This is a genomic window from Psychrobacillus sp. Z3-81, from assembly GCF_056620325.1.
In genome coordinates this window covers 91,854-112,428 of the sequence record NZ_JBWQPU010000002.1, presented here as the reverse complement: position 1 = coordinate 112,428, position 20,575 = coordinate 91,854, and the positions used below count along the sequence as shown (strand labels likewise).

Sequence of the window (20,575 nt, the reverse complement as noted above, 5' to 3'; positions counted from 1 at the left end):
TCTGCCCTCCCCCTTAATACTAATTATATACAAGTGTACCTTTTTACTGTAGTACCACCTTTTACATAATAAGTATTTATAATTTATTGTTGCTTTCCTTCCTCCCACAGAATCACACAATAGTATGCGTTATCGCGCGATAGAAAGTCATCTCCGCACGATAAGGGTCTGGAATCGCACGATAGAAAGTCATTTCCACACGATAGGAGTCTGGAATCGCACGATAGAACCGGAGAATCGCTGGATAGCTATAAATGTCCGCAACATGATGTACATTTTTGCTCAAGATGGGCATTTCTATACATGTTAATGAATAATTACAACTCTACTCGCACTGATTCGGAAGCCTAAAGCCCGGGGAGAACCAAGCATTTTAAAAGCAAGAAGGCACTTACGATTTTATTAAAATTAAAATCATAAGTGCGTTAAGATTGTTTTGTCCCAGCTTCTTTGCATGTATCTTGACGGCTAGTTTTATCCTACTGTCTTATATTATGTCTGACTTTTCACCACATAGTGGAGCATTTTTTTAATGATACGAAGGGTCTCTTCCGAGAATTTAGATAACGACGATGCAGTTGCTGTCTTTTTACCAAACATTAATTGAAATAAGGCTAGCTGCTCTTCGGATGCCTCTCGATCATTTAAGAATAGATGTAAAACAGATATATTTCGTTTTTCTTGCTCCAGCACTGCTTCAGCAGTATCCATTATGCCGTTTTGAGCATAACCGAAGGCAGATGGCTCACCATCTGAAAATACAAGTAAAAACTTATGCTTTTCTTTTCTAGAAGCTAGTCTATTGCCTATCCAACGAATGGCAAAGCCATCTCTGTTGTCCTCATGGGCCTCCATGGACATAATCGCCAGGCCATTATCCTTTTGGCCATCTTCTAATTTATGGATCCACTCAAACATATTTGGTTGTACTTCTTCAGAGGCTTCGAAGGCGTCCTCGTAATGTAGGACAATCTCATGGGAAATGTTTAACTGCCCTAAAACATCATGAAATAAGAGTACTGCTTTTTTCGTTTCCTCCATCTTATCACTCATGGACGCAGACCCATCTACCAATAATCCAAACACGGCATCAAGTTTCACGCTTGGAGCATCCTTTTTAAAGAACGGCTTTGGTCTCTCTTCTGTCCAAAGCCTTGTCAGCTTTGAAGATAGCCTGCCTTTCGAAAGGTTATCTCTCCTATCTATCTTCTTCTGCTCCATCCGCTTCCTAATTTCTGTTACGAATGCTTTGACATAGGGAGCTTGCTCTGTACGATACACTTGTAACAGTTCCATGTTTCTCTTGCTAGGGGCAATTGAAATTCTTTCCTCTTTATATACTACTTTCGAATGCTCGGATCCGAATTCCTTAGCTGCCTTCTTTGTTTTCTTTTCATTTTTCCGCTCAGAGGCATCTGCATTTTTTTTATACTCTTTCTGTCCGGCTGATTTCCCTTGTCCTACTTCTGTTATTTCTTGGTCCTCCCTACCTTCTTCTGCGTCAGGGTTCCCAAATGTTTTGCCGCTGTTCCCATGCTCTAGCTCATAACGTAGATGGACTCCATTCTCCTCTTTTGATTCTCTGTGCCACGTCCGAAAAATCTCTTCAATCGTTTCCTTCTTTTCTTCTGATCCAGGAGAACTTTCTTTCACACCTTTGTGGTAAGTAAAATCGGTCGTTTGAATAAATTCAGATGAAATAATGGCATAGTAAGGTAGCAATAAATCCTGTTTGATTCCCTGCAAGCGTGCAATCATTTGATAAGCTAGGTCAATAGCGTCTTGTGTAGACCTGATATCATAAGCTCGATGAATAACAGTATCTGTCATTTCAAATATCTCTGGTCCACTTGCCCTTAGAGTACCTTCATATAAAGCAATGTATAAATAGCTTATATACGCCTCTGCTAAGAAACCTTTTTGGCTGTTTATTTTCAGCTGCTGCTTATGAAACGACAGGTATGTTTCATTTCTAACCTGAAAATACTTTGCAGTACCTACCCTTCTACGTTTGATCAGCTCCTGGAGACGAAATTCTTCTAAACAAAAAATCATCTGTTCCATCAGCTTTGGTAGTGCTACCTCTCTGTCTTGGAGATAGTCCGCCCAATCTTTTAGATGAAAATGCTTCCAAAACCCTTCCGTCATCAAGTAAAGATCCGAAAGCCTCCCCGCTTCAATTGTTTCCTGCTCTCTATGCCTCCAAAAGACACTGATAGAAATCGTTTGAGTAGATGGCTGAAATTCAATAAGCTTCCGTTCACTAATGGAGATATTTAAGTTTTTGGTTAGTGCTTTTGCAAGGTTTTCATAATGAAGGAGCTGTCTCGCGTCAATAGTTTCATTATTAAATTGAATAAAACGGTCAATAGAGGACATTTAGTTCCCTCACTTTATCCAAGTAGATGCTAATTCCATCACTAAATTTTTTTCCTGCTCATCCTCCAGCTTTTCTGCAATAGCATAGCGAATAGCGCGAAGAGGCTCGATATAACGGGAAAGCTCAATAGCATATTGGAGACTTCTAATCGAAGCTGCTTCCTCGGAAAGAAGTCCTTGTTTCACTTGATCCATTAGATCCTCCGCTAAGTGAAAGAATAACTCACGAAGCTTTGGTTCTGCATCGGGATAGAGATTATTAAAATGATTTTGTAGTAGTTCGCCTGTTAAATAGGGAATAGAAAAGGAGACAAAACGGTTTTTAAGTGCTTCATTCATTGGTGTTGTACCGATGTATCCTTCATTGATTGCTGCGATGACAGAAAAGTCAGGATGAGCCTTAATAACCTCTCCGGTAAAAGGGTTTGTCAGCATTCTTCGATAATCCAACACACTGTGAAGGATGGGAAGTGTTTCGGACTTGGCCATATTTATCTCATCAATATAGAGTATATGTCCTTTTTTCATTGCCTCAATAACTGGTCCATCAACGAAGTCGATTAAATTGACGCCATCTTTCACGATGATTGTCTTAAATCCTAGTAAAGCCTCTGCATCTAAGTCTACCGAGCAATTGATGCTCTGAATTGGTTGATTGAAAAATGCCGAAACCGTCTCGGCAAGCTTTGTTTTCCCAGCACCAGTCGGCCCTTTTAAGAGCACGGGATGCTTAAGAGTTACAGCGGTTAAGACATCTTCGAATAAATGCTTAACAGGTGATGTATAGCCACCTGACCCAATGAGCTCTTGATCCGCATCATTATGACTTCGGCTATTACGCTTTTGCTTTTCTGTTAATATAAGACTCAATGTATATCCTCCTAAACCATTTTTTATGAAAAAAAACTGATGAAATCATCAGTTTTCTTGGAAATATTCTTTGTAATAGCCACCGATTTTTCCAGTGTTATCGATTACAAATAAAAATTCTTCTGTTTCATTTTTTACTTCATAAGATTTTCCAACCGTTAGTACATTACTTACTAAGAATTTCTCTGCATTAGTATGTACACAAGTAACCTTTTTCATAGTTGGTCTGTTTATCCAATCTGTATGTATCATAGTAGCACTCCCTTTTATCACTAGTATACGATTTACAAGCTGTTTTTTCAATGTACGACGTCACATTGCATGCGCTTTACACCAAAAAAGCAGGTATACCTAAGTATACCTGCCAAATAGATGGATAGATTAAGAGTTTAACATTAAATCTTCTGGGTTTTCTAGAAGCTCTTTTACAGTCTTTAAGAATCCAACAGAATCTTTTCCGTCAATTACACGGTGGTCATATGATAATGCAATGTACATCATTGGTCGGATTTCGATTTCATTTCCAACAGCGATTGGACGCTTTTGAATTGTGTGCATTCCAAGGATACCTACTTGAGTACCATTTAGAATTGGTGTAGACATTAGAGAACCGAATACTCCACCGTTTGTGATAGTGAATGATCCACCTTGCATATCAGATAGAGCAAGCTTGTTGTCACGAGCTTTTTTCGCTAAAGCAGCGATATCTCCTTCGATTTCTGCAAAGTTTTTACGATCTGCATCACGTACGATTGGCACTACCAATCCACCTTCTGTAGATACCGCGATACCGATATCATAGAAGTTGTTTTTCACGATGTAATCTCCGTCAATTTGAGAGTTTACATATGGATATTTTTTCAGTGCAGCAACAACTGCTTTTGTGAAGAATGACATGAAACCTAGGCGAACATCATTTTCTTCGAAGAATTTATCTTTTTTACGAGCACGTAATGCCATAACATTTGTCATATCAATCTCATTGAATGTAGTTAGCATTGCAGTATTTTGTTTTACTTCAAGTAAACGAGAAGCAATTGTTTGACGACGACGAGACATTTTCTCACGAGTTGTACGGCCATCATCTTCTTTTGTAGCAGCTGCTGGTGCAGGAGCTGCTTTTGGTGCTGCTGGCGCATTATTGTGTGCAGCAACGTCTTGTACTCTTACGCGACCCATTGGATCTACTGGAGAGATATCACTTAAATTGATGCCTTTTTCACGCGCAAGCTTACGTGCAGCAGGGCTAGCAATAGTACGATCTTGTTCAGTTGTTGTAGATGCTTGTGCAATTGGTGCTTGAGAAGCTTTCGGTGCTTCAGGAGCTTTCGCTTCCTCTTTCACTTCTTCTTTCGCTTCTGTTTTAGCAGGAGCACCTGAGCCAGCTCCAACGATAGCGATCACTTGACCAACCTGAACTGTATCGCCTTCAGCAGCTAATAGCTCACTTACTACACCAGCCTCTTCAGAGATAACCTCAACGTTTACTTTGTCTGTCTCTAATTCAACGATAAACTCACCTTTTTCAACTGTATCTCCTGGTTGTTTTAACCACTGAGCAATCGTACCCTCTGTAATTGACTCTGCTAATTCCGGAACAATAATTTCTGCCACTTTAATTTCCTCCTCTAATGCTTTCTTACAAGCTCTTTAAAGCTTCTTCAATAATTCTAGTTTGTTCAACTTTGAACGTATCTCCATCGCCTTCAGCAGTACTTGAACGAGCTACACGTCCCACGTAGGCAATGTCTTTGTCTTTTGCTAGCTCTAACAGATATGGAAGAGCAAAATTCCAAGACCCTTGGTTTTGTGGCTCTTCTTGTGCCCATACAAGCTGCTTCACGTTTGGATAACGCTCAATAATTGCTTGGATTTTTTCTGTTGGGAAAGGATACAGCTGTTCAATGCGGACAATATGCATGAACTCGAAGCCTGCTCCGTCCTTCACTTTATCAGCTAAATCGATTGCAAGCTTACCACTCGCAAATACAATTTTCTCGACCTTTTCAACCTCTTGGCCTAAGCCTGGTTGTTCTAATATTGTTTCAAACTTACCTTGTGCTAGTTCGCCAACTTCAGCACCAACTAATGGGTGGCGTAGTAGTGACTTAGGTGAAACAATGATTAGTGGTCGAATTGCTTCATCATTTAACATTTTAGCTTGTCTTCTAAGGATATGGAAATAGTTAGCTGCACTTGATAAGTTTGCTACTGTCCAGTTATTCTCAGCCGCTAGCTGTAGATAACGCTCTAATCTTGCACTTGTATGCTCTGCCCCTTGCCCTTCTGAAGCATGCGGTAATAACATTACTAAGCCAGATTTTAGACCCCATTTTGCACGAGCTGAGCTGATGAAATTATCAAACATAACCTGTGCCATGTTTGCAAAATCACCGTATTGTGCTTCCCAGATAGCTAATGTATTGCTATCTTCTAAGTTATATCCAAATTCATAACCAAGAACAGCTGTTTCTGTTAATGGGCTATTGTATACAGCAAAGGATGCTTTGGAATCGGAAATGATGTGTATCGGGATTAATTGCTCCCCAGTCTTTTCATCGTGCAACACAAGATGTCTATGTGAGAATGTACCACGTTGAGCATCTTGACCAGTTAAACGAACAGATTGACCGTCTTGGATTATGGTTGCGAAAGCTAATGTTTCCGCATGTCCCCAATCAATTTTCCCTTTTCCTTTAAACGGTTCCTCTCGACGTTTCAGAATCTTCTCTAGCTTTTTAAACGGAGTAAACTCAGAAGGCCAAGTCAATAGCTCTTCATTGATTTTTTCAAGTCTTTCTTTCGCTACCCCTGTTTCTGTCTCTGGCATACCTTGAAGAACTACTTCTGGAATCACGATGTCATGAGCAGTTGTTTGAGGTAATTCCTTCACACGATCATACGCAGCTTGCATTTTACTAAACACAGCTTGGTCGAGCTTTTGAACTTCCTCGGCTGGAAGAATATTTTCATTTGCCAGTTTTTCTCCGTACAACTTACGAACAGTAGGATGCTTATGCACTAGCTGATACATTTTCGGGTTTGTCACCATTGGCTCATCCATTTCGTTATGACCATAGCGGCGATATCCTAATAGATCAATGACAACATCTTTTCCGAATTGCTTACGATATCCATATGCGAGCTTCGCTACTCCAAGAACAGCCTCTGGATCATCTGCATTCACATGGAATACTGGAACCTCAAAGCCCTTAGCTGGATCAGAAGAATAGAAGGTTGAACGTGAATCGTAATGCTCCGTTGTAAAACCAATCATATTATTCGCAATAATGTGGATAGAACCGCCCGTTTGGAAACCACGTACTCGACTATAGTTCAGTACCTCCGTAACAATACCTTGTCCTGGGAATGCAGCATCTCCATGAACTAGGACGGCAAATGCAGCATTTTTGTCTTGCACAGGATAGCCTGGTGCATCCGTTTTCTCTTGTGCCGCTCTTATTTGACCAGTTACAACTGGACTAATTACCTCTAAATGAGATGGGTTATAAGCAAGCTTAATAGTTAAGCCAGATTTACTATGATAGGATCCACCTTTATGGTATTTCACGTCACCATACCAACCCTCAGAAGTTTCTAAAGAACCATCCTTAGGCAAGAAGGAATCAGATTGTACATGTGCAAATTCTGCAAACATCATTTCATATGGCTTATTTAACACATGTGTTAAGACGTTCAAACGTCCTCTGTGTGCCATACCAATGTTTAATTGTTTTGTATTAGATTTATCTGCTTGACGTACTAACTCATCTATTAATACTACTAGCGTATCTAAACCTTCAACAGAGAAGCGTTTAGCTCCAACAAATGTACGGTGAATAAATTTTTCAAAACCTTCAACGTGTGTAAGACGCTCCAATAAAGTCATTTTCTGATCTTTTGAAAGGCTATCTACTACTTGCCCTCCTTCAATCTGACTTTGAAGCCAATTTCTTTCCTCGGTGCTAACAAGATGGGAAAATTCAAAAGCGATTTTATTTGTATAAGCTGCTTTTAAATGCTCAATTGCTTCTAAACCATTTGTAACGCCAGAAGGAGGATTCGTTAATAGAAATGCAACCGGCACTTCTCGAAGGTCTTCCTCCGTTAAGCTATAGGTTTTTGGGTTAATTCTAGCGTCATCTTTTGGTCCGTTATTTAACGGATAAATATCTGCAGTTAAATGGCCATACGCACGAATAGCATCTGCAAGCTGAATCGCACGGACAACCTTCTCAAATTTATTCGTTTCAACTACTGGCAGCGAACTTACTGAATCTGATGCTGCTACACCTTCTACAGTTGGCGCTCCGTATTGGCTAAATAAACTAGCTAACTCAGAGTCGACCTCATCTGGAGTTTGGAGAAATAGTTCGTATTGCTCCATGACATAGCCAAGGTTTGGTCCTGAAAAGGAGGACCAAGGTGATTGCTTGTTCGACATTTTAGAAATACCTCCAACATTTTATGCCCACTGGCATTTAATGATAAATAAAACAAAAATTGCATAATGGAAAGATTACGAATAAATTGATAAATAATTCACACTTATAGTTTACCATTCTTTCTTGATGTCCGAAAGATAGCACGCCGATAAGATTTTTCCACTTCCATCTTACTACTCTCGGAGAAAATTACAATGCTTTTTCACAAATTTACTAACACTTTTTATAATTTTTATAATCAATTTTTATGAATGTTTATTCAATTGTTAAATTCGGGAATTTAATGGCAAATTTTGTCCCATTTTCGGAGCTGCTTACACATATATTTCCTTTATATGCATGCACAAGTCGTTGGACGATGCTAAGGCCCAATCCAGAACCACCTTTTGCTTTTGTCCTTGCTTCTTCCACGGTAAAAAATCGATCAAAGATTTTGTCTAATAGATGCTCAGGAATTCCTATCCCGTTATCGGCTATGGAAATACACGCCTCTCCTGGCAAGTTTCGGGCTTTTATACTAATTAACGGTTCTTTATCATTATATTTGATACTATTATCGATAAGATTACTAACAATTTGGAGTAAAACTGTCTTGGGCACTGCAACAACCACGGCCGTATCTTCTTTATAGCTTATAGTAGTATTTGGTGCTAGTGTTTTATAGAGCTTGATCAGCTCATCCACCACTTCCTTTACCGAGGTTTGGACCGTGTAATCAGTTTGTTCATTCTTAGCTAGCTTTAACATCTCTTCTATGAGAGTTTTCATTCTTTTCACTTCTTCTAATGAGATATCCAGTGATTCATCCAGTACTGCCGGATCACTTTTTCCCCATCTGTTTAATAAAGCCAGATGTCCTTCTACAACTTGAATAGGGGTTCTTAGCTCATGAGAGACATTATGAATAAATTCATCCTGTCTCGTGATGGTCTCTGACACTTGTTCCATCAGTTCCTTATAAAGGATAAGGATTTCACCTATCTCATCAGAAGGAACATCATCAAAATGGACTCTCTTTAGAAATTTGTGCTTTTTAGCCTCTACCATTTCATCTCGTAAATCCTGTAAAGGCTTCAATAAAAAGCTTGAGAGGGAATAACCAATGAATGCAGAGACGAATAAGGCTACTAATGCGAAAACAGTCATAGAAATGAGCATATAGTCCATTAATTCCTCAAAATCCTCCAAGCTGTGGGAAATTTCCACATAGCCAGTAAACAAACCAAAATCAATTGGTGATGTCTTCGTATAAAATGCTTGTCCGTTAATATTCCCTCGCGCAAACTCCTCCGACTTTTGAAAGCTTGCAAAAGGACTTGCATCATTGATTCTTAAAATCTCAATTCCATCCGAATTTAAAATCCGGACAGATTGTTCCTGGTTTAATAACTGATTTAGAAGCGTTTTGTTACCCTGAATATCTTGAAGAGAGATGATGGGTCCTCGGGATTCAAGAAACATCACTACCTCATTTAGTGTGTTCTGTGCTGTGTTCCTTTCGGCATTTAACAGCCAGGCTTGTAAGGAAAAATATAAGATAATGCACATTACTAAAAAGCTGAGAAAGATAGAAATCGCTGAGGAAACAGTCCACTTCTTTTGGATGGTCCATTTTTTCATTTGCGCATCACGTATCCTACACCCCTAACCGTTTCAATGAGCACCGCAACTTCCAGAGGTAGCTTCTTCCGCAAGTGTCTTATGTAAACGTCCACCACATTTGTTTCAACCTCTGTTTCATATCCCCAAACATTCTCAAGAATTAAGTCTCTGGTTAACACTCTATTAATATTAGACATGAATAACACCAATAAATCGAACTCTGTTTTTGTCAGCTCGATATCTTTGTTCTGATAGCTTACTCGGTAGGCATCCTTATCCACTTGAAGTCCTTTAATTTCTAGAACCTCTCCCTTGTCAAAGGTATCTACCCTCCTTAATACTGCACGTATTCTTGCTAGTAGTTCTTCAATAGCAAACGGCTTTACAATATAATCATCTGCACCAGCCTCTAAGCCAGATACTCGATCGATAATGGCATCTCTTGCGGTTATAAGGATAATTGGCGTGTTCTTTTGATTCCTTACCCTCCTGCATATTTCCATCCCATTTAAGTGGGGAAGCATGACGTCTACCAGTAATAAATCAAACTCACTAGAAAGGGCTAGTCCAGCCCCGGTTCTCCCATCGTGGGTAACCGTTACATCAAATCCCTCATGTTTAAGCTCTAGCTCAATAAATTTTGCAATATTCACTTCGTCCTCAATGACTAAAATATGACGTTTCACTTGGACACTTCCTTTTACAAATCAAATTCATCTGGTGATGAATGAAACTAATAATTATTATGTAGACTTTGTTTCATTAGTTTTTCCTGTAACAAGCTCTTTCATCCAGCAATGTGGCAATCTTGCTTCTTAGATACAAATATCTGTTAAAACTCCGAAAAGAGTTTCTTTTATAGATTACTTGAAAAAAGATTGTATTTTTTAAAAGGGTTAGATATAATCCTAGAAATAGCAATAAAAAGCTTGTGGCTTAGCCTTTTTTTCATCATATGAATAATTTGTGAAACATACAAGTATATTAATTCAAAACAGGAAGAATTATAGTATTTTTTACTTTTCAAATTGATAAAAACAAAGTATATTATTTTATGCAAATAATTTTATAAGACAAGGGGAACCTTGTCGTGGGAAGGCAAATGGTGCGCCACCAGTCTTAACTGGTTCTAGTAGGTTCGATTCCTACCCCGAAATTTTTTATGCGATTCTTAGTGAAAAATTTCAGGGGAACCATATGAAAGTCTACTTTCGTATAGGTGCTAGATGGAGGCGTTTTTTTGTGTTGAAAAAAAGAGATTTACATGAATGTACTGCATTATATGAGCTAATGGCCGACCCGACTATTCTTTCTTTTGTTCGGCAAAAGGCATATTCTGCAGATGAATATTGGTTCCAAACAAAGCAAATAATCGAAGATGAGCAAGCTGGACTAGTGATTTCCCGAACAATTATCAGTGATTTCGGTCAGCCGATTGGTACCATTAACCTTTTTGATATTCAAGATGGAGCTGGTTTTATGGGTACATGGATAGGCACACCTTTCCAAGGACTTGGCTATAATAAAAAAGCAAAAGAACAATTCTTAGAAGAGCTTTTCTTCGAGTGTAATATTCATACTGTTTATTTACGCATTAAAAAAAATAATATAAAGAGCATTAAGGCTACTGAAAAATTAAGATATGCACTGAAAGCAAATGATTCACATCCCCTTATCTATGAAGCAATCAATAAAAACCAAGAGGCTTTTGACCTCTACTATATACCAAAGGATCTATTCTATTTAACTTTGCTACAGAGCGATGTAGAAGAAGAGCAAGCAATTTAGGAGTGTTTACTGCTACAGAAACTATTATAGGATTTACTAATTGAATAAAAAAATGGTAGGGACAAAAATAGCACTTATGATTCTTAATCTTGATAAGAATCATAAGTGCTTTCTTAATTTTTGAAACTTACGTTCTTCACTACGTCAGATGCTTTCCGCAGGCCAACAGGATGTTGGTGAGGAGAACGTTGTCACACGACGTGACATCCTTAGTTTTCCATCCATAAAAATGAGACATAGCCGAACGCTTACGCGTGCTGTTGCTATGTCTCACCTGTCTTTTTCTACCGCAGGAATCGCCGACGCTTTTACGAACTAACAGTCCAAATCATCAAGAAAGGAATGGTTTGGTCCCTGCCACTTCTATAATACGACAATTGCATTGGTACCGTTTCAATACATCTAATTTTTATATGTTAATAAAAGGTCTGTAAACTGTTCTGGGGTTTTAGAGGGAGATGCAGTAAATTGAGCGTCAATAATTGTTTCCTTCTCATCAATCAGTCTATATAAGGATTCAACAAAAGATTTAGGCGTGAGATTTTCCTCTTCTAAAACAATAGCATAACCTTTCTTACTAAAGTAAAGTGCGTTAAGCACTTGATCTCCCCGGCTTGCATGTTTAGAAAGCGGAATGAGAAGCATAGGTTTTTTCAACTCTAAAAATTCAAAAATGGAATTTGAGCCTGCCCGGCTAATTACATACTTCGATATCTTTAATAAATGAGGCAGCTCCTTCGTCACATACTCAAAGGCAATATAGTTAGGCGTACCTTCCAATGATTTATCATTATTTCCTTTACCACATAAATGAATGATTTGATACCTCTTGGTAAGCTCTGCAATATTTTCTTTTATGGCATCATTGAGTATTTTGGAGCCCTGACTTCCTCCCATGACAATTATCGTTTCCTTTAATGGGCTAAACCCTGTTAGCTCTAATCCAATCTTCTCGTCTCCTTGAAAAAGATCTGGTCTAAGAATAGCACCAATAGAAGTAGACTTTTCTTTTGGAAGATATTTAAGGGTCTCCTCGAAAACTGTAAAAATATGCTCCGCAAAGGTGCCTGCGATTTTATTTGCTAATCCAGGTGTAATATCTGATTCGTGGATGACAACTGGAATATTAGCTAGTCTTGCCGCCATCACGACAGGTACAGAAACAAACCCACCCTTAGAGAATACTAAAGAAGGCTTTACTTTTCTAAGTATTCTTAAAGACTGGAGGGTTCCTTTTAAAACCTTGAAGGGATCCGATATATTTTTCAAAGAAAAGTATCTTCTTAGCTTCCCATTTGAGATAGAATAATATGGGATAGTTGGAAAGCTGTTTTGTATAATGGTTTTTTCAATGCCATCAGGTGAACCTATATAATGGACTTCATATCCCTTTGCAATTAATTCTGGGATGATGGCCTCATTCAGGGATACATGCCCTGCTGTACCTCCACCAGTTAATACAATTGTATTGTTATTCATTCAAGAATCTCCTAACTTTTATAGCTTAAAGGATGTATGCGAAATGCGAGAAAAGAAAACACTTCGAACAAAAGCCATTTATATGACTAAAATCGTCTTTCCGATTTTAGTTACCCAGGTAGCGCTTTATTTAATGACCTTTTTTGATATTTTAATGACTAGTAAATACCATATTGATCATCTAGCCGGTGTTTCTATCGGTTCCTCTATCTGGGTACCAGTTTATACAGGATTAACCGGTATTCTACTTGGTCTAACGCCAATTGTAGCACAATTAATCGGCGCGAAAAAGGAGCAAGATGTAAGAGCGTATATACAGCAAGGATTTTATATAGCCTTTTTACTAGCTTTTGTCGTATTTGTAGGGATAATCTCTTTAGTGGATTTTTTACTAGTAAAGATGCCTCTTGAAGTTAGTGTACGCTCCGTAGCAAAGAATTATTTATATATGATGACAATCGGTCTTGTTCCTTTATTTTTATACAGTGTCCTTCGTGCCGTCATAGATGCACATGCTAAGACGAGAGTTTCCATGTTTATCACCTTATTATCTGTACCTATTAATATTTTCTTAAATTATATTTTTATTTTTGGTAAGCTTGGTTTCCCTGCATTGGGAGGAATGGGTGCTGGATTAGCATCGGCTTTAACCTATTGGTTCGTTTTGTTTTTTACCATTGTGATATTTCTAAAGGTGAAAGAGTTTCGAAAGATTGATTTATTTAAAAGCTGGCCAAAGCCTTCCCTGGAAAAATGGAAGAGTCTAACGAAAATTGGTATCCCAATTGGCTTGTCGTTATTTGCAGAGACCACTATCTTTTCTGCGGTAACCTTACTGATGAGTGTATATTCTACAGTAGTTATTTCTGCACATCAAATTGCTATGAACTTTACTTCCTTGCTATATATGATTCCATTAAGCATTGCTATGGGGGCAACGATTCTAGTGGGTCGTGAGATTGGTGCAAATAACTATCGAGAGGCAAAAGCATATAGTTGGTTAAGCGTGGGAGCTGCTGTTGCCTTTAGCTTTCTATCAGCATCCATTCTCATTGTGTTTCGAGAGCCCATTGCATCGCTATATACTGACAACGCACAAGTAGTGTCTTGGACGATTCAATTCTTTTATTTTGCTGCGTTATTCCAGCTTTCTGATGCAATTCAGGCACCTGTACAGGGAGCGCTTAGAGGTTATAAAGATGTTAATATTACGTTTGTCATGGCAATTATTTCTTACTGGATAATTGGCCTTCCAACGGGATATATACTAGGAATCTATTCCTCTCTTGGTCCCTTCGGTTATTGGGTCGGATTGATTGTCGGACTGACATTAGGAGCTATCACACTTGGCACTCGCTTAATCTTATTGCAAAAAGATAGGTATAAATCGATCAAGGAAATACAGAAATGAAAAAAACCACTTTATAAATAAAGGTTCTAAGTTAATGTAGGAATAGTATTTATTGATTCTTACATTGATACACCTCTACTTATTGCTTCTAATACAATCGTTTTTTCTGGACGTATTATAAAACTTTAAATAAAGACTGGTAGGGGAACCGAAATTGCTCGAATCCTCTCCAGTCTTATTAATGGTGTTGTTTGACTTTTAATATGCATATAAGAATTGCCTATTTTTTTCGCTCATTTCATTTTTTCATACTCTTCTTGTAGAACAGAAAGAAGCTCTTCCTGCGCCTTCGGTAGAAGCTTACTGTTAACTACCTTCGATTTTATTAGCGTATATTTCTTTTCTAAAGATAATCTCGCCCTTGGGTGCGTATACTCATCTAGCAGCTCTGCTTTTAGTATTTGACGGACCTGTTCCTCACTTTCGATAGTCTGGAGAGATTTTCTATCCTTATAGAGTAACTGGAGGCTAGATATCACATCGCTCATCCCATTACCTCAATTTCATTCACAGCATCACCGATAATGACAATCTGTGGCTCCATTTTTATATATTCAGGTAACCACTGAACCATCCCATATGCATATTGGAATAGAAACGGGTTTTTATGTCCTTTAATTGGCACATACCCCTTTATTCGATAAATAGAATCAGGCAGGTCCTTCACCCATTTCTCGAATTCCATTTGATCAACCGGCTGTTCAAATGTATGGACCCTAGAAGATAAGGTGAGTTGTTTTCCAATAGCAGATTGTTGAATCTCTCCTGCTTGAAAAGTAGCCTCCATCTTTTCTACCACTGAAAGGGGAACTCTACTGTTTGTTGTTTGAATGATAGGTGCATGTGGATTTAATGATTGTAGCTGCATCGTCACAACTGCTGCTTCTGATTCAGATAAGAGATCGATTTTATTAGCAATTAGTAAATGTGCATGCCGTATTTGCTCAAGGAATAGCACTCTTGTTTGTGGTGTCATCTTATCCTTTTCTAACCACCTTTTACAATCCGCAACGGTAATAATTCCTTTCATGTGGAACTCTTTAGCAAAAAGAGGTGATAACACGGCATCCATTGCTTCTACAGGATGGGCAGCTCCTGTTGTCTCGATTAATAAAACATCAAATTGTTCACCGGCCAGTAATGTCTGTAGCTGAGCCTCCATTTTTTCAGAGCCTGTGCAGCATATACAGCCTTCAAGCATCTCCCTTAGAGGGATATCCTCCTCCACTGCCCTACTATCAAATGCAAGTTTCCCAAGCTCGTTCATGATGACTGCTGGCTTTAGTCCCTTCTTTTTAAGCTGTTCAATTAACGTAGAAAGTAGAGAGGTTTTCCCACTCCCTAAAAATCCACTTAACAGATATACATCAATCATTCGTTTACACTTATCCTTTCTTATATCCAGTTTCACTTAACACGAATTAAGTACTAGAAAATGACCCGTCTGAAAAGTTATTTAAAGACGGGTCCTTTTCGACCGATACAAAGAGCTATACTACATAAAGAAGGGGCGCCCATAAGTATTCTACTTATTGGACACCCCTTTTTACTATATTATCAGGGTCTAAGACAGACCATAGCTCTATCCTCTATTGATTATTTCGTCAATAAATCGTTTACAACTTCTACTGCCTTCTCTAACTGAGGATCATCGTTCATGATTTTCTCACGAAGCAAGTTCATTAACAAATTAGTAGAATCGCCAGTAAGCTCACCGGTAACTTCTAATTCATTATCCGCTTGGAATTTCTTTACAGCATCTTGCATTTCTTGATCAAATACAGTGTTAATCTCTCCTACTTCGTATCCCACTGCTTGAAGCATTTCTTTCGCTGCCGAAACTGCTTCCGAGTCAGTATTTAATCGAAGCACATAGGATGGATCAAGAGGAGATAACATTGCATAAGATGGATATTCTACTTTAAAGTCTGGGGAAATTCCCTTCTCATGAATCCAATTGCCATTTGGCGTTAACCATTTCGCAGTTGTCAATTTGAGGTTAGAACCGTCCGGTAAATCATTCACTTGCTGAACAGTGCCTTTACCAAAACTGTTTACTCCAACTAATGGTATGTTCGCAGATTCACTAAGTGCTCCCGCAAGAATTTCAGAGGCAGATGCGCTACCCTCGTCAATCACAACAGCCATCGGAACGTCTACTTGTTTTCCACCAGAAGCATTGGTTTTATCGGTAATACCCTTTTCTTCGATTTGTAGGATTGTTTTCCCTTCCTCCAAGAACAGGGTTGATATATCTATTGCGCTACCAAGAAGTCCGCCTGGATTTTGTCTTACATCCAATACCAGACCCTTCATCCCTTGGCCTTCCATTTCATCAATCGCCTCTAATAGTTCCTCATAGGTATTCGTAGAAAAGCTTGAAATGATAATATGCGCAATACCGTTATCTAACATTTCTGCATAGACTGTCTCAATCGGTATATCATCACGCACGATTGTTATCTCCATCGAAGAATTATCTCCACGTTTTACAGTTAAGGTTACTTCTGTTCCCTTTGGACCTCTTATTAAAAGTACCGCTTCCGAAGCACTGTAGCCTTGGATATCCTTACCGTCTACGGCTAGGATTCTATCATTCGGTAAAATGCCAGCTTTTTCTGCTGGTGAATTTTTAATAGGAGATACAACTGTTATGACGCCGTCAAGTTCTTGTATCTCTGCTCCAATACCTTGAAAGCTGGAGGATATACTATCATTAAATGAAGAAGCCTCTTCTTGATTCATATAATCGGAGTAAGGATCACCCAAAGCATCAATCATTCCATTGATTGCTCCATTTACTACTGATTCAGCATCTATCTCTTCATAGTATTCATTTTGTAGTTTGTCATAAGCTAAATATAGTTTCGCAAACTCTTCTCTTTCATTAGTAGATTGAGGAACTACTTCTACAACCTTTTCATCTCCCCAGGTAAGTGCGATCATCGTTACTCCAGCAGTTACCACTATAAGGGCAAAAATCATTAGCAGAAATACAAATGGCTTCATTTTAATCTGTCTAGAAGCAGGTCTATTTGTAGATGCTAGCTCTTCGCTTTGTTGTTTTTCTTCTTCCAAAACTTTCACCCTTTTCAATTAAAGCTTCTTTTAAAAATAGACCGTCAGTAGATGACAGTCTATTTTTATTGCCCTCCATGAAAATTATTCTTGGATTGCAGCTTCAAGTGCAACCACAATCATGTCATTGAAGGTAGTTTGTCTTTCTTCAGCACTAGTAGCTTCTCCAGTAATAATATGGTCACTAACAGTTAGAACGGATAATGCTTGACGACCATATTTAGCTGCTAAAGTGTATAAAGCTGCAGATTCCATTTCCACTGCTAGCACGCCATAGCTTGCAAGCTTTTCGTTCTGAGCATTTTCGTTATAGAATAAATCCGCAGTGAAAATATTACCCACCTTCAGATTTAAGCCAGCTTCCTTCCCTGCATTGTATGCTTTATAAAGCAAGTCAAAATCTGCAGTTGGTGCGAAGCTTAGGTCATCTAATAATACTTTGTTTAAGGTAGAATCCGAGGAAGCACTTTGCGCAAGGATTACATCTCTTACCTTTACGTCTTTTTGAATAGCACCACAAGTTCCAACACGGATTAGCTTTTGAACATCATATTCATTCATAAGCTCTGTCACATAAATAGAAATAGAGGGTACTCCCATTCCTGTTCCTTGAACAGATATTCTCTTTCCTTTATATGTACCAGTATATCCAAACATGTTTCGAACTTCATTATACTGAGTTACATCCTCTAAGAAAGTTTCTGCAATATATTTTGCTCTTAGTGGGTCTCCAGGAAGTAGAATAGTATCGGCAATATCGCCTTTTTTTGCGTTAATGTGAATACTCATTACATTTAACCTCTTTTCTAAAGTTGTCGTGTTAATAATAACCGTTTTTATCTGTAAATGCAATTCAGAAGTGGTTATTGGATATGTTCTTCATAGAGCCTCCAAATGTCGTCAAATACAGTTGCCGGCATATCTGGATGTGCTAATTCTTCTATATATTTAGAAATCTCCACGAAAGAAGTTTCCGTTTTTGGAAAATCGTGCGTCATAAACATCGCCTCTGCAAAAATTGATTTGCTATCCTCCTTTTGTCCCCCTCTAAATTTTAACGCAAATAAATAAAAGGATTGAACCATTTTTTCCCCTCCTTTAGTCATAAAGACTCCTATAAATTGAAAATTTAGTAGATAAATTATTCCAAAACAAGTAAACTTTAAATATTAAGAAAATACTACACGAAAGGATTGTTCTTTTTGTTATTTAAGAGAAAAAACAGACAAGAGTCAAATAAAAAAGTACATAGGCAAGGCGTAGAAACAAACACGTCACCTAAAAAACAGAAAAGGAAAGAAAAATCTTTCAAGAAAACAACTCTCCTGCATTCTATTCGAGGAAGAGTTATAGTTGCTTTTTCCATGTTAATACTTATATTAGTAGCTATGCTTTTTTTAACATCATCGAAAATGCATCAATTTCAAAATGAACTAGAAGAATACATAAATGTAGGAATTACGGAACAGCTGATGGTAAATGAAATAGCTACTACTTTAGCCCAACTTTCCAACGCTGAGCAGAGTTATATCATAACAGGTAAATCAAATTATAAGACAAGTTATCGGAATTATAAAGACTCTGCTATTACGCAATTAAAAAATCTCCAGAATACCTATAAAAATCGCCCAGAGGAGTTTAAGAAAATAACTTCAATTAGCGAGCATCTAGAGGCATATCTGGCGTATTCGGATCGTGTTATAAACCAAAGAGACACTGTCAGCTTCGAGGCTGCCCAAAAGCTAGTAAATGCAGGCGGTGGAAAGGCTGAAATGAGTAAAATGGATGTCCAGATTGGATCCATGAACGAATTTCTTCAAAAGCAGAATGCAGCTAAAATAATACAAATGGAAAATGATAATCAAAACGCATTGATTCTTTTTATCTCACTAACTGCTATCGCGGTGGTTCTAACCTTAATTTTCGGAATATTTTTATTCAATTCTATCGGCAAAAGTACCCAGTCTATTAACCAGTCTATACTGGAAATTGCACAGGCTGGTGGAGATCTAACTAGAAGAGTAAAAGTACGTTCTAAGGACGAATTCGCTGAGATTGCTACCAATACAAATGTTTTAATTGGATCCATCGCAAGCTTAGTGAAAAGAGTTAGCCTCTTGACTGAAAATGTATCCGCAAGCGGTCAACAGCTAATGGCCTCTTCGGATGATACTGCCATCACCATTCAATCGATCGCGGACTCAACAAGTGAGATTGCATCCGGTAGCGAGCAAACAATGGAAAGCATGACAGTAGCAATTAATAAAATGAATTCCTTAGAGGAAGCAACAAGATATTTAAACGAGGATGCACAAACGGTAAAGAAAGCAACCGATCATATGTCCTTAGCTGCAAAAAAAGGAGTAGAATCCGTTCAGCTTTCTTCTAAAGTAATGCTTAATATTGAAGAAACGATGGCTACTACCTCTCAAACTGTGGAGAGCTTAGGAACGAAATCTTATGAAATCACTTCTATCATTAAGACGATTACTTCAATCGCAGAACAAACAAACCTACTTGCTCTTAATGCCGCAATCGAAGCAGCAAGAGCGGGTGAGCATGGGAAAGGATTTGCTGTGGTGGCAGATGAAGTACGAAAGCTTGCCGAGCAATCTCAGAATGCGGCAAAAGAAGTAACCAATATCGTCACTTCCATCCAGCATGAAGTAGTTTCTATCGTGAAACAAAATCACGAAGGTGTTGAAAGTGTTATCAAAGGAGTCGAGGTTGCCAATGAAACAACCAGCTCCCTAGAACAAATCATGAAGCAGACAGAAGAGACTATCACCATTATTGAAAAAATGGTAAGTCAAATTGAACAAACGCTTAACTTCAGCCAAGAGGTTGCGGCATCATTCATCGAAGTAACACAAATCGCAGAAAACACTGCTGCAAACACCGAAACTTCCGCAGCCGCTGCCCAAGAAGGCTCTGCCGCAATGGAAGAAATCAACGCATCCGCCGTAGAGCTTTCCCATCAAGCAGATGAACTAAGAAAAGTGGTAAATGAATTTAAACTATAAGAGAAACGATGAGCTCGCTAAGGTGCTCATCGTTTTTTTATCGCTTGCGTGTTGTGGCGATAAGAGCCTTTGGGTAAAGGACAGGACGTCGGTTCCGAGCGATAAATACCTTGTTTCGAGCATTAACAACCTATTTCCGAGCAGTAGATACTTCGTTCAGCGCAAAAGGTCCGTGGATTCGAGCAGTAGACTATGCCCCTCCTCAGTTTCGAGGGATACCTCGTCAATTTCGAGAGATAGAATCCATTTTCCGCTCGATAGCTAACTCTTATCGCTCGATAGACCCTTGGTTTCGATTGATAGCCCAAGCCCTTGCCTCCCACCGCTCGATACCGCTCTAGTTCCGCGCGATAGGGTCCATTTTCCGCTCGATAGCTAACTCTTATCGCTCGATAGACTGCTGGTTTCGATCGATATCTCAAGCCCTTGCCTCCCACCGCTCGATAGCCTTCTTTTATCGCATGGTAAAACACATTTACTGATTGATGCCCCCAAACTCG

Annotated in this window: 17 protein-coding genes; 3 read left to right on the top strand and 14 right to left on the bottom strand. The window is 38.6% G+C overall.

The window, feature by feature from the left end:
• Positions 1–112: 112 nt before the first annotated feature.
• The 8 genes from AC1ECF_RS02660 to AC1ECF_RS02625 all read right to left on the bottom strand — a co-directional run bounded on the left by AC1ECF_RS02660 (position 113) and on the right by AC1ECF_RS02625 (position 9,982).
• Positions 113–286, bottom strand: a complete 174-nt coding sequence (locus AC1ECF_RS02660; protein ID WP_480387846.1) for a hypothetical protein — start codon at positions 284–286, stop codon at positions 113–115.
• Positions 287–492: 206 nt separating this feature from the next.
• Entirely contained in the window at positions 493–2,379 is a 1,887-nt protein-coding gene (locus tag AC1ECF_RS02655; protein WP_480387845.1) for a vWA domain-containing protein, read from the bottom strand.
• A 9-nt stretch (positions 2,380–2,388) separates the two neighbouring features.
• Positions 2,389–3,249: an ATP-binding protein gene (locus AC1ECF_RS02650; protein ID WP_480387844.1), complete on the bottom strand. Its 861-nt coding sequence runs from the start codon at positions 3,247–3,249 to the stop codon at positions 2,389–2,391.
• A 48-nt stretch (positions 3,250–3,297) separates the two neighbouring features.
• Positions 3,298–3,501: a DUF6501 family protein gene (locus AC1ECF_RS02645; RefSeq protein WP_480387843.1), complete on the bottom strand. Its 204-nt coding sequence runs from the start codon at positions 3,499–3,501 to the stop codon at positions 3,298–3,300.
• 129 nt (positions 3,502–3,630) lie between these two features.
• Complete coding sequence (odhB, locus tag AC1ECF_RS02640; protein WP_480387842.1) at positions 3,631–4,863, bottom strand: 2-oxoglutarate dehydrogenase complex dihydrolipoyllysine-residue succinyltransferase; 1,233 nt, start codon at positions 4,861–4,863, stop codon at positions 3,631–3,633.
• Between the two features lie 25 nt (positions 4,864–4,888).
• Positions 4,889–7,693: a 2-oxoglutarate dehydrogenase E1 component gene (locus AC1ECF_RS02635; protein ID WP_480387841.1), complete on the bottom strand. Its 2,805-nt coding sequence runs from the start codon at positions 7,691–7,693 to the stop codon at positions 4,889–4,891.
• Positions 7,694–7,949: 256 nt separating this feature from the next.
• Positions 7,950–9,314, bottom strand: coding sequence for a sensor histidine kinase (locus AC1ECF_RS02630; RefSeq protein ID WP_480387840.1), 1,365 nt, complete (start codon positions 9,312–9,314; stop codon positions 7,950–7,952).
• Positions 9,311–9,982, bottom strand: a complete 672-nt coding sequence (locus AC1ECF_RS02625) for a response regulator transcription factor (protein ID WP_480387839.1) — start codon at positions 9,980–9,982, stop codon at positions 9,311–9,313. Before AC1ECF_RS02625 ends, AC1ECF_RS02630 begins: the two co-directional genes overlap by 4 nt.
• A gap of 556 nt (positions 9,983–10,538) precedes the next feature.
• On the opposite strand from AC1ECF_RS02625, the gene AC1ECF_RS02620 reads away from it, so the two are divergent.
• Positions 10,539–11,084: a GNAT family N-acetyltransferase gene (locus tag AC1ECF_RS02620; RefSeq protein ID WP_480387838.1), complete on the top strand. Its 546-nt coding sequence runs from the start codon at positions 10,539–10,541 to the stop codon at positions 11,082–11,084.
• A 402-nt stretch (positions 11,085–11,486) separates the two neighbouring features.
• Here the strand turns inward: AC1ECF_RS02620 and AC1ECF_RS02615 are convergent, their stop codons facing one another.
• A complete protein-coding gene (locus AC1ECF_RS02615; RefSeq protein ID WP_480387837.1) occupies positions 11,487–12,563 on the bottom strand; it encodes an undecaprenyldiphospho-muramoylpentapeptide beta-N-acetylglucosaminyltransferase in 1,077 nt (358 codons plus the stop codon).
• A 43-nt stretch (positions 12,564–12,606) separates the two neighbouring features.
• Here AC1ECF_RS02615 and AC1ECF_RS02610 point away from each other — a divergent pair, with 43 nt between their 5' ends.
• On the top strand, positions 12,607–13,974 hold the full coding sequence (locus AC1ECF_RS02610; protein ID WP_480387836.1) for an MATE family efflux transporter: 1,368 nt from the start codon (positions 12,607–12,609) through the stop codon (positions 13,972–13,974).
• Between the two features lie 233 nt (positions 13,975–14,207).
• Here AC1ECF_RS02610 and AC1ECF_RS02605 read toward each other — a convergent pair whose 3' ends face one another.
• The 5 genes from AC1ECF_RS02605 to AC1ECF_RS02585 form a co-directional block, all read right to left on the bottom strand.
• Positions 14,208–14,462, bottom strand: a complete 255-nt coding sequence (locus AC1ECF_RS02605; RefSeq protein WP_480387835.1) for a hypothetical protein — start codon at positions 14,460–14,462, stop codon at positions 14,208–14,210.
• Positions 14,459–15,349 (bottom strand): CobW family GTP-binding protein, encoded by an 891-nt coding sequence (locus AC1ECF_RS02600; protein ID WP_480387834.1) that lies wholly within the window; start codon positions 15,347–15,349, stop codon positions 14,459–14,461. The genes AC1ECF_RS02605 and AC1ECF_RS02600 overlap by 4 nt, the downstream gene beginning before the upstream one ends.
• Before the next feature lie 221 nt (positions 15,350–15,570).
• A complete protein-coding gene (locus AC1ECF_RS02595; protein WP_480387833.1) occupies positions 15,571–17,052 on the bottom strand; it encodes a lmo1851 family serine protease in 1,482 nt (493 codons plus the stop codon).
• Between the two features lie 84 nt (positions 17,053–17,136).
• Positions 17,137–17,841, bottom strand: coding sequence for a purine-nucleoside phosphorylase (gene deoD, locus AC1ECF_RS02590; protein ID WP_480387832.1), 705 nt, complete (start codon positions 17,839–17,841; stop codon positions 17,137–17,139).
• Positions 17,842–17,915: 74 nt separating this feature from the next.
• A complete protein-coding gene (locus tag AC1ECF_RS02585; RefSeq protein ID WP_480387831.1) occupies positions 17,916–18,137 on the bottom strand; it encodes a YozE family protein in 222 nt (73 codons plus the stop codon).
• Between the two features lie 117 nt (positions 18,138–18,254).
• Between AC1ECF_RS02585 and AC1ECF_RS02580 the strand changes: the two genes are divergently transcribed.
• The gene (locus AC1ECF_RS02580; RefSeq protein WP_480387830.1) at positions 18,255–20,075 is read left to right on the top strand and encodes a methyl-accepting chemotaxis protein; all 1,821 of its coding nucleotides are present in this window, start codon (positions 18,255–18,257) and stop codon (positions 20,073–20,075) included.
• Positions 20,076–20,575 lie beyond the last annotated feature (500 nt).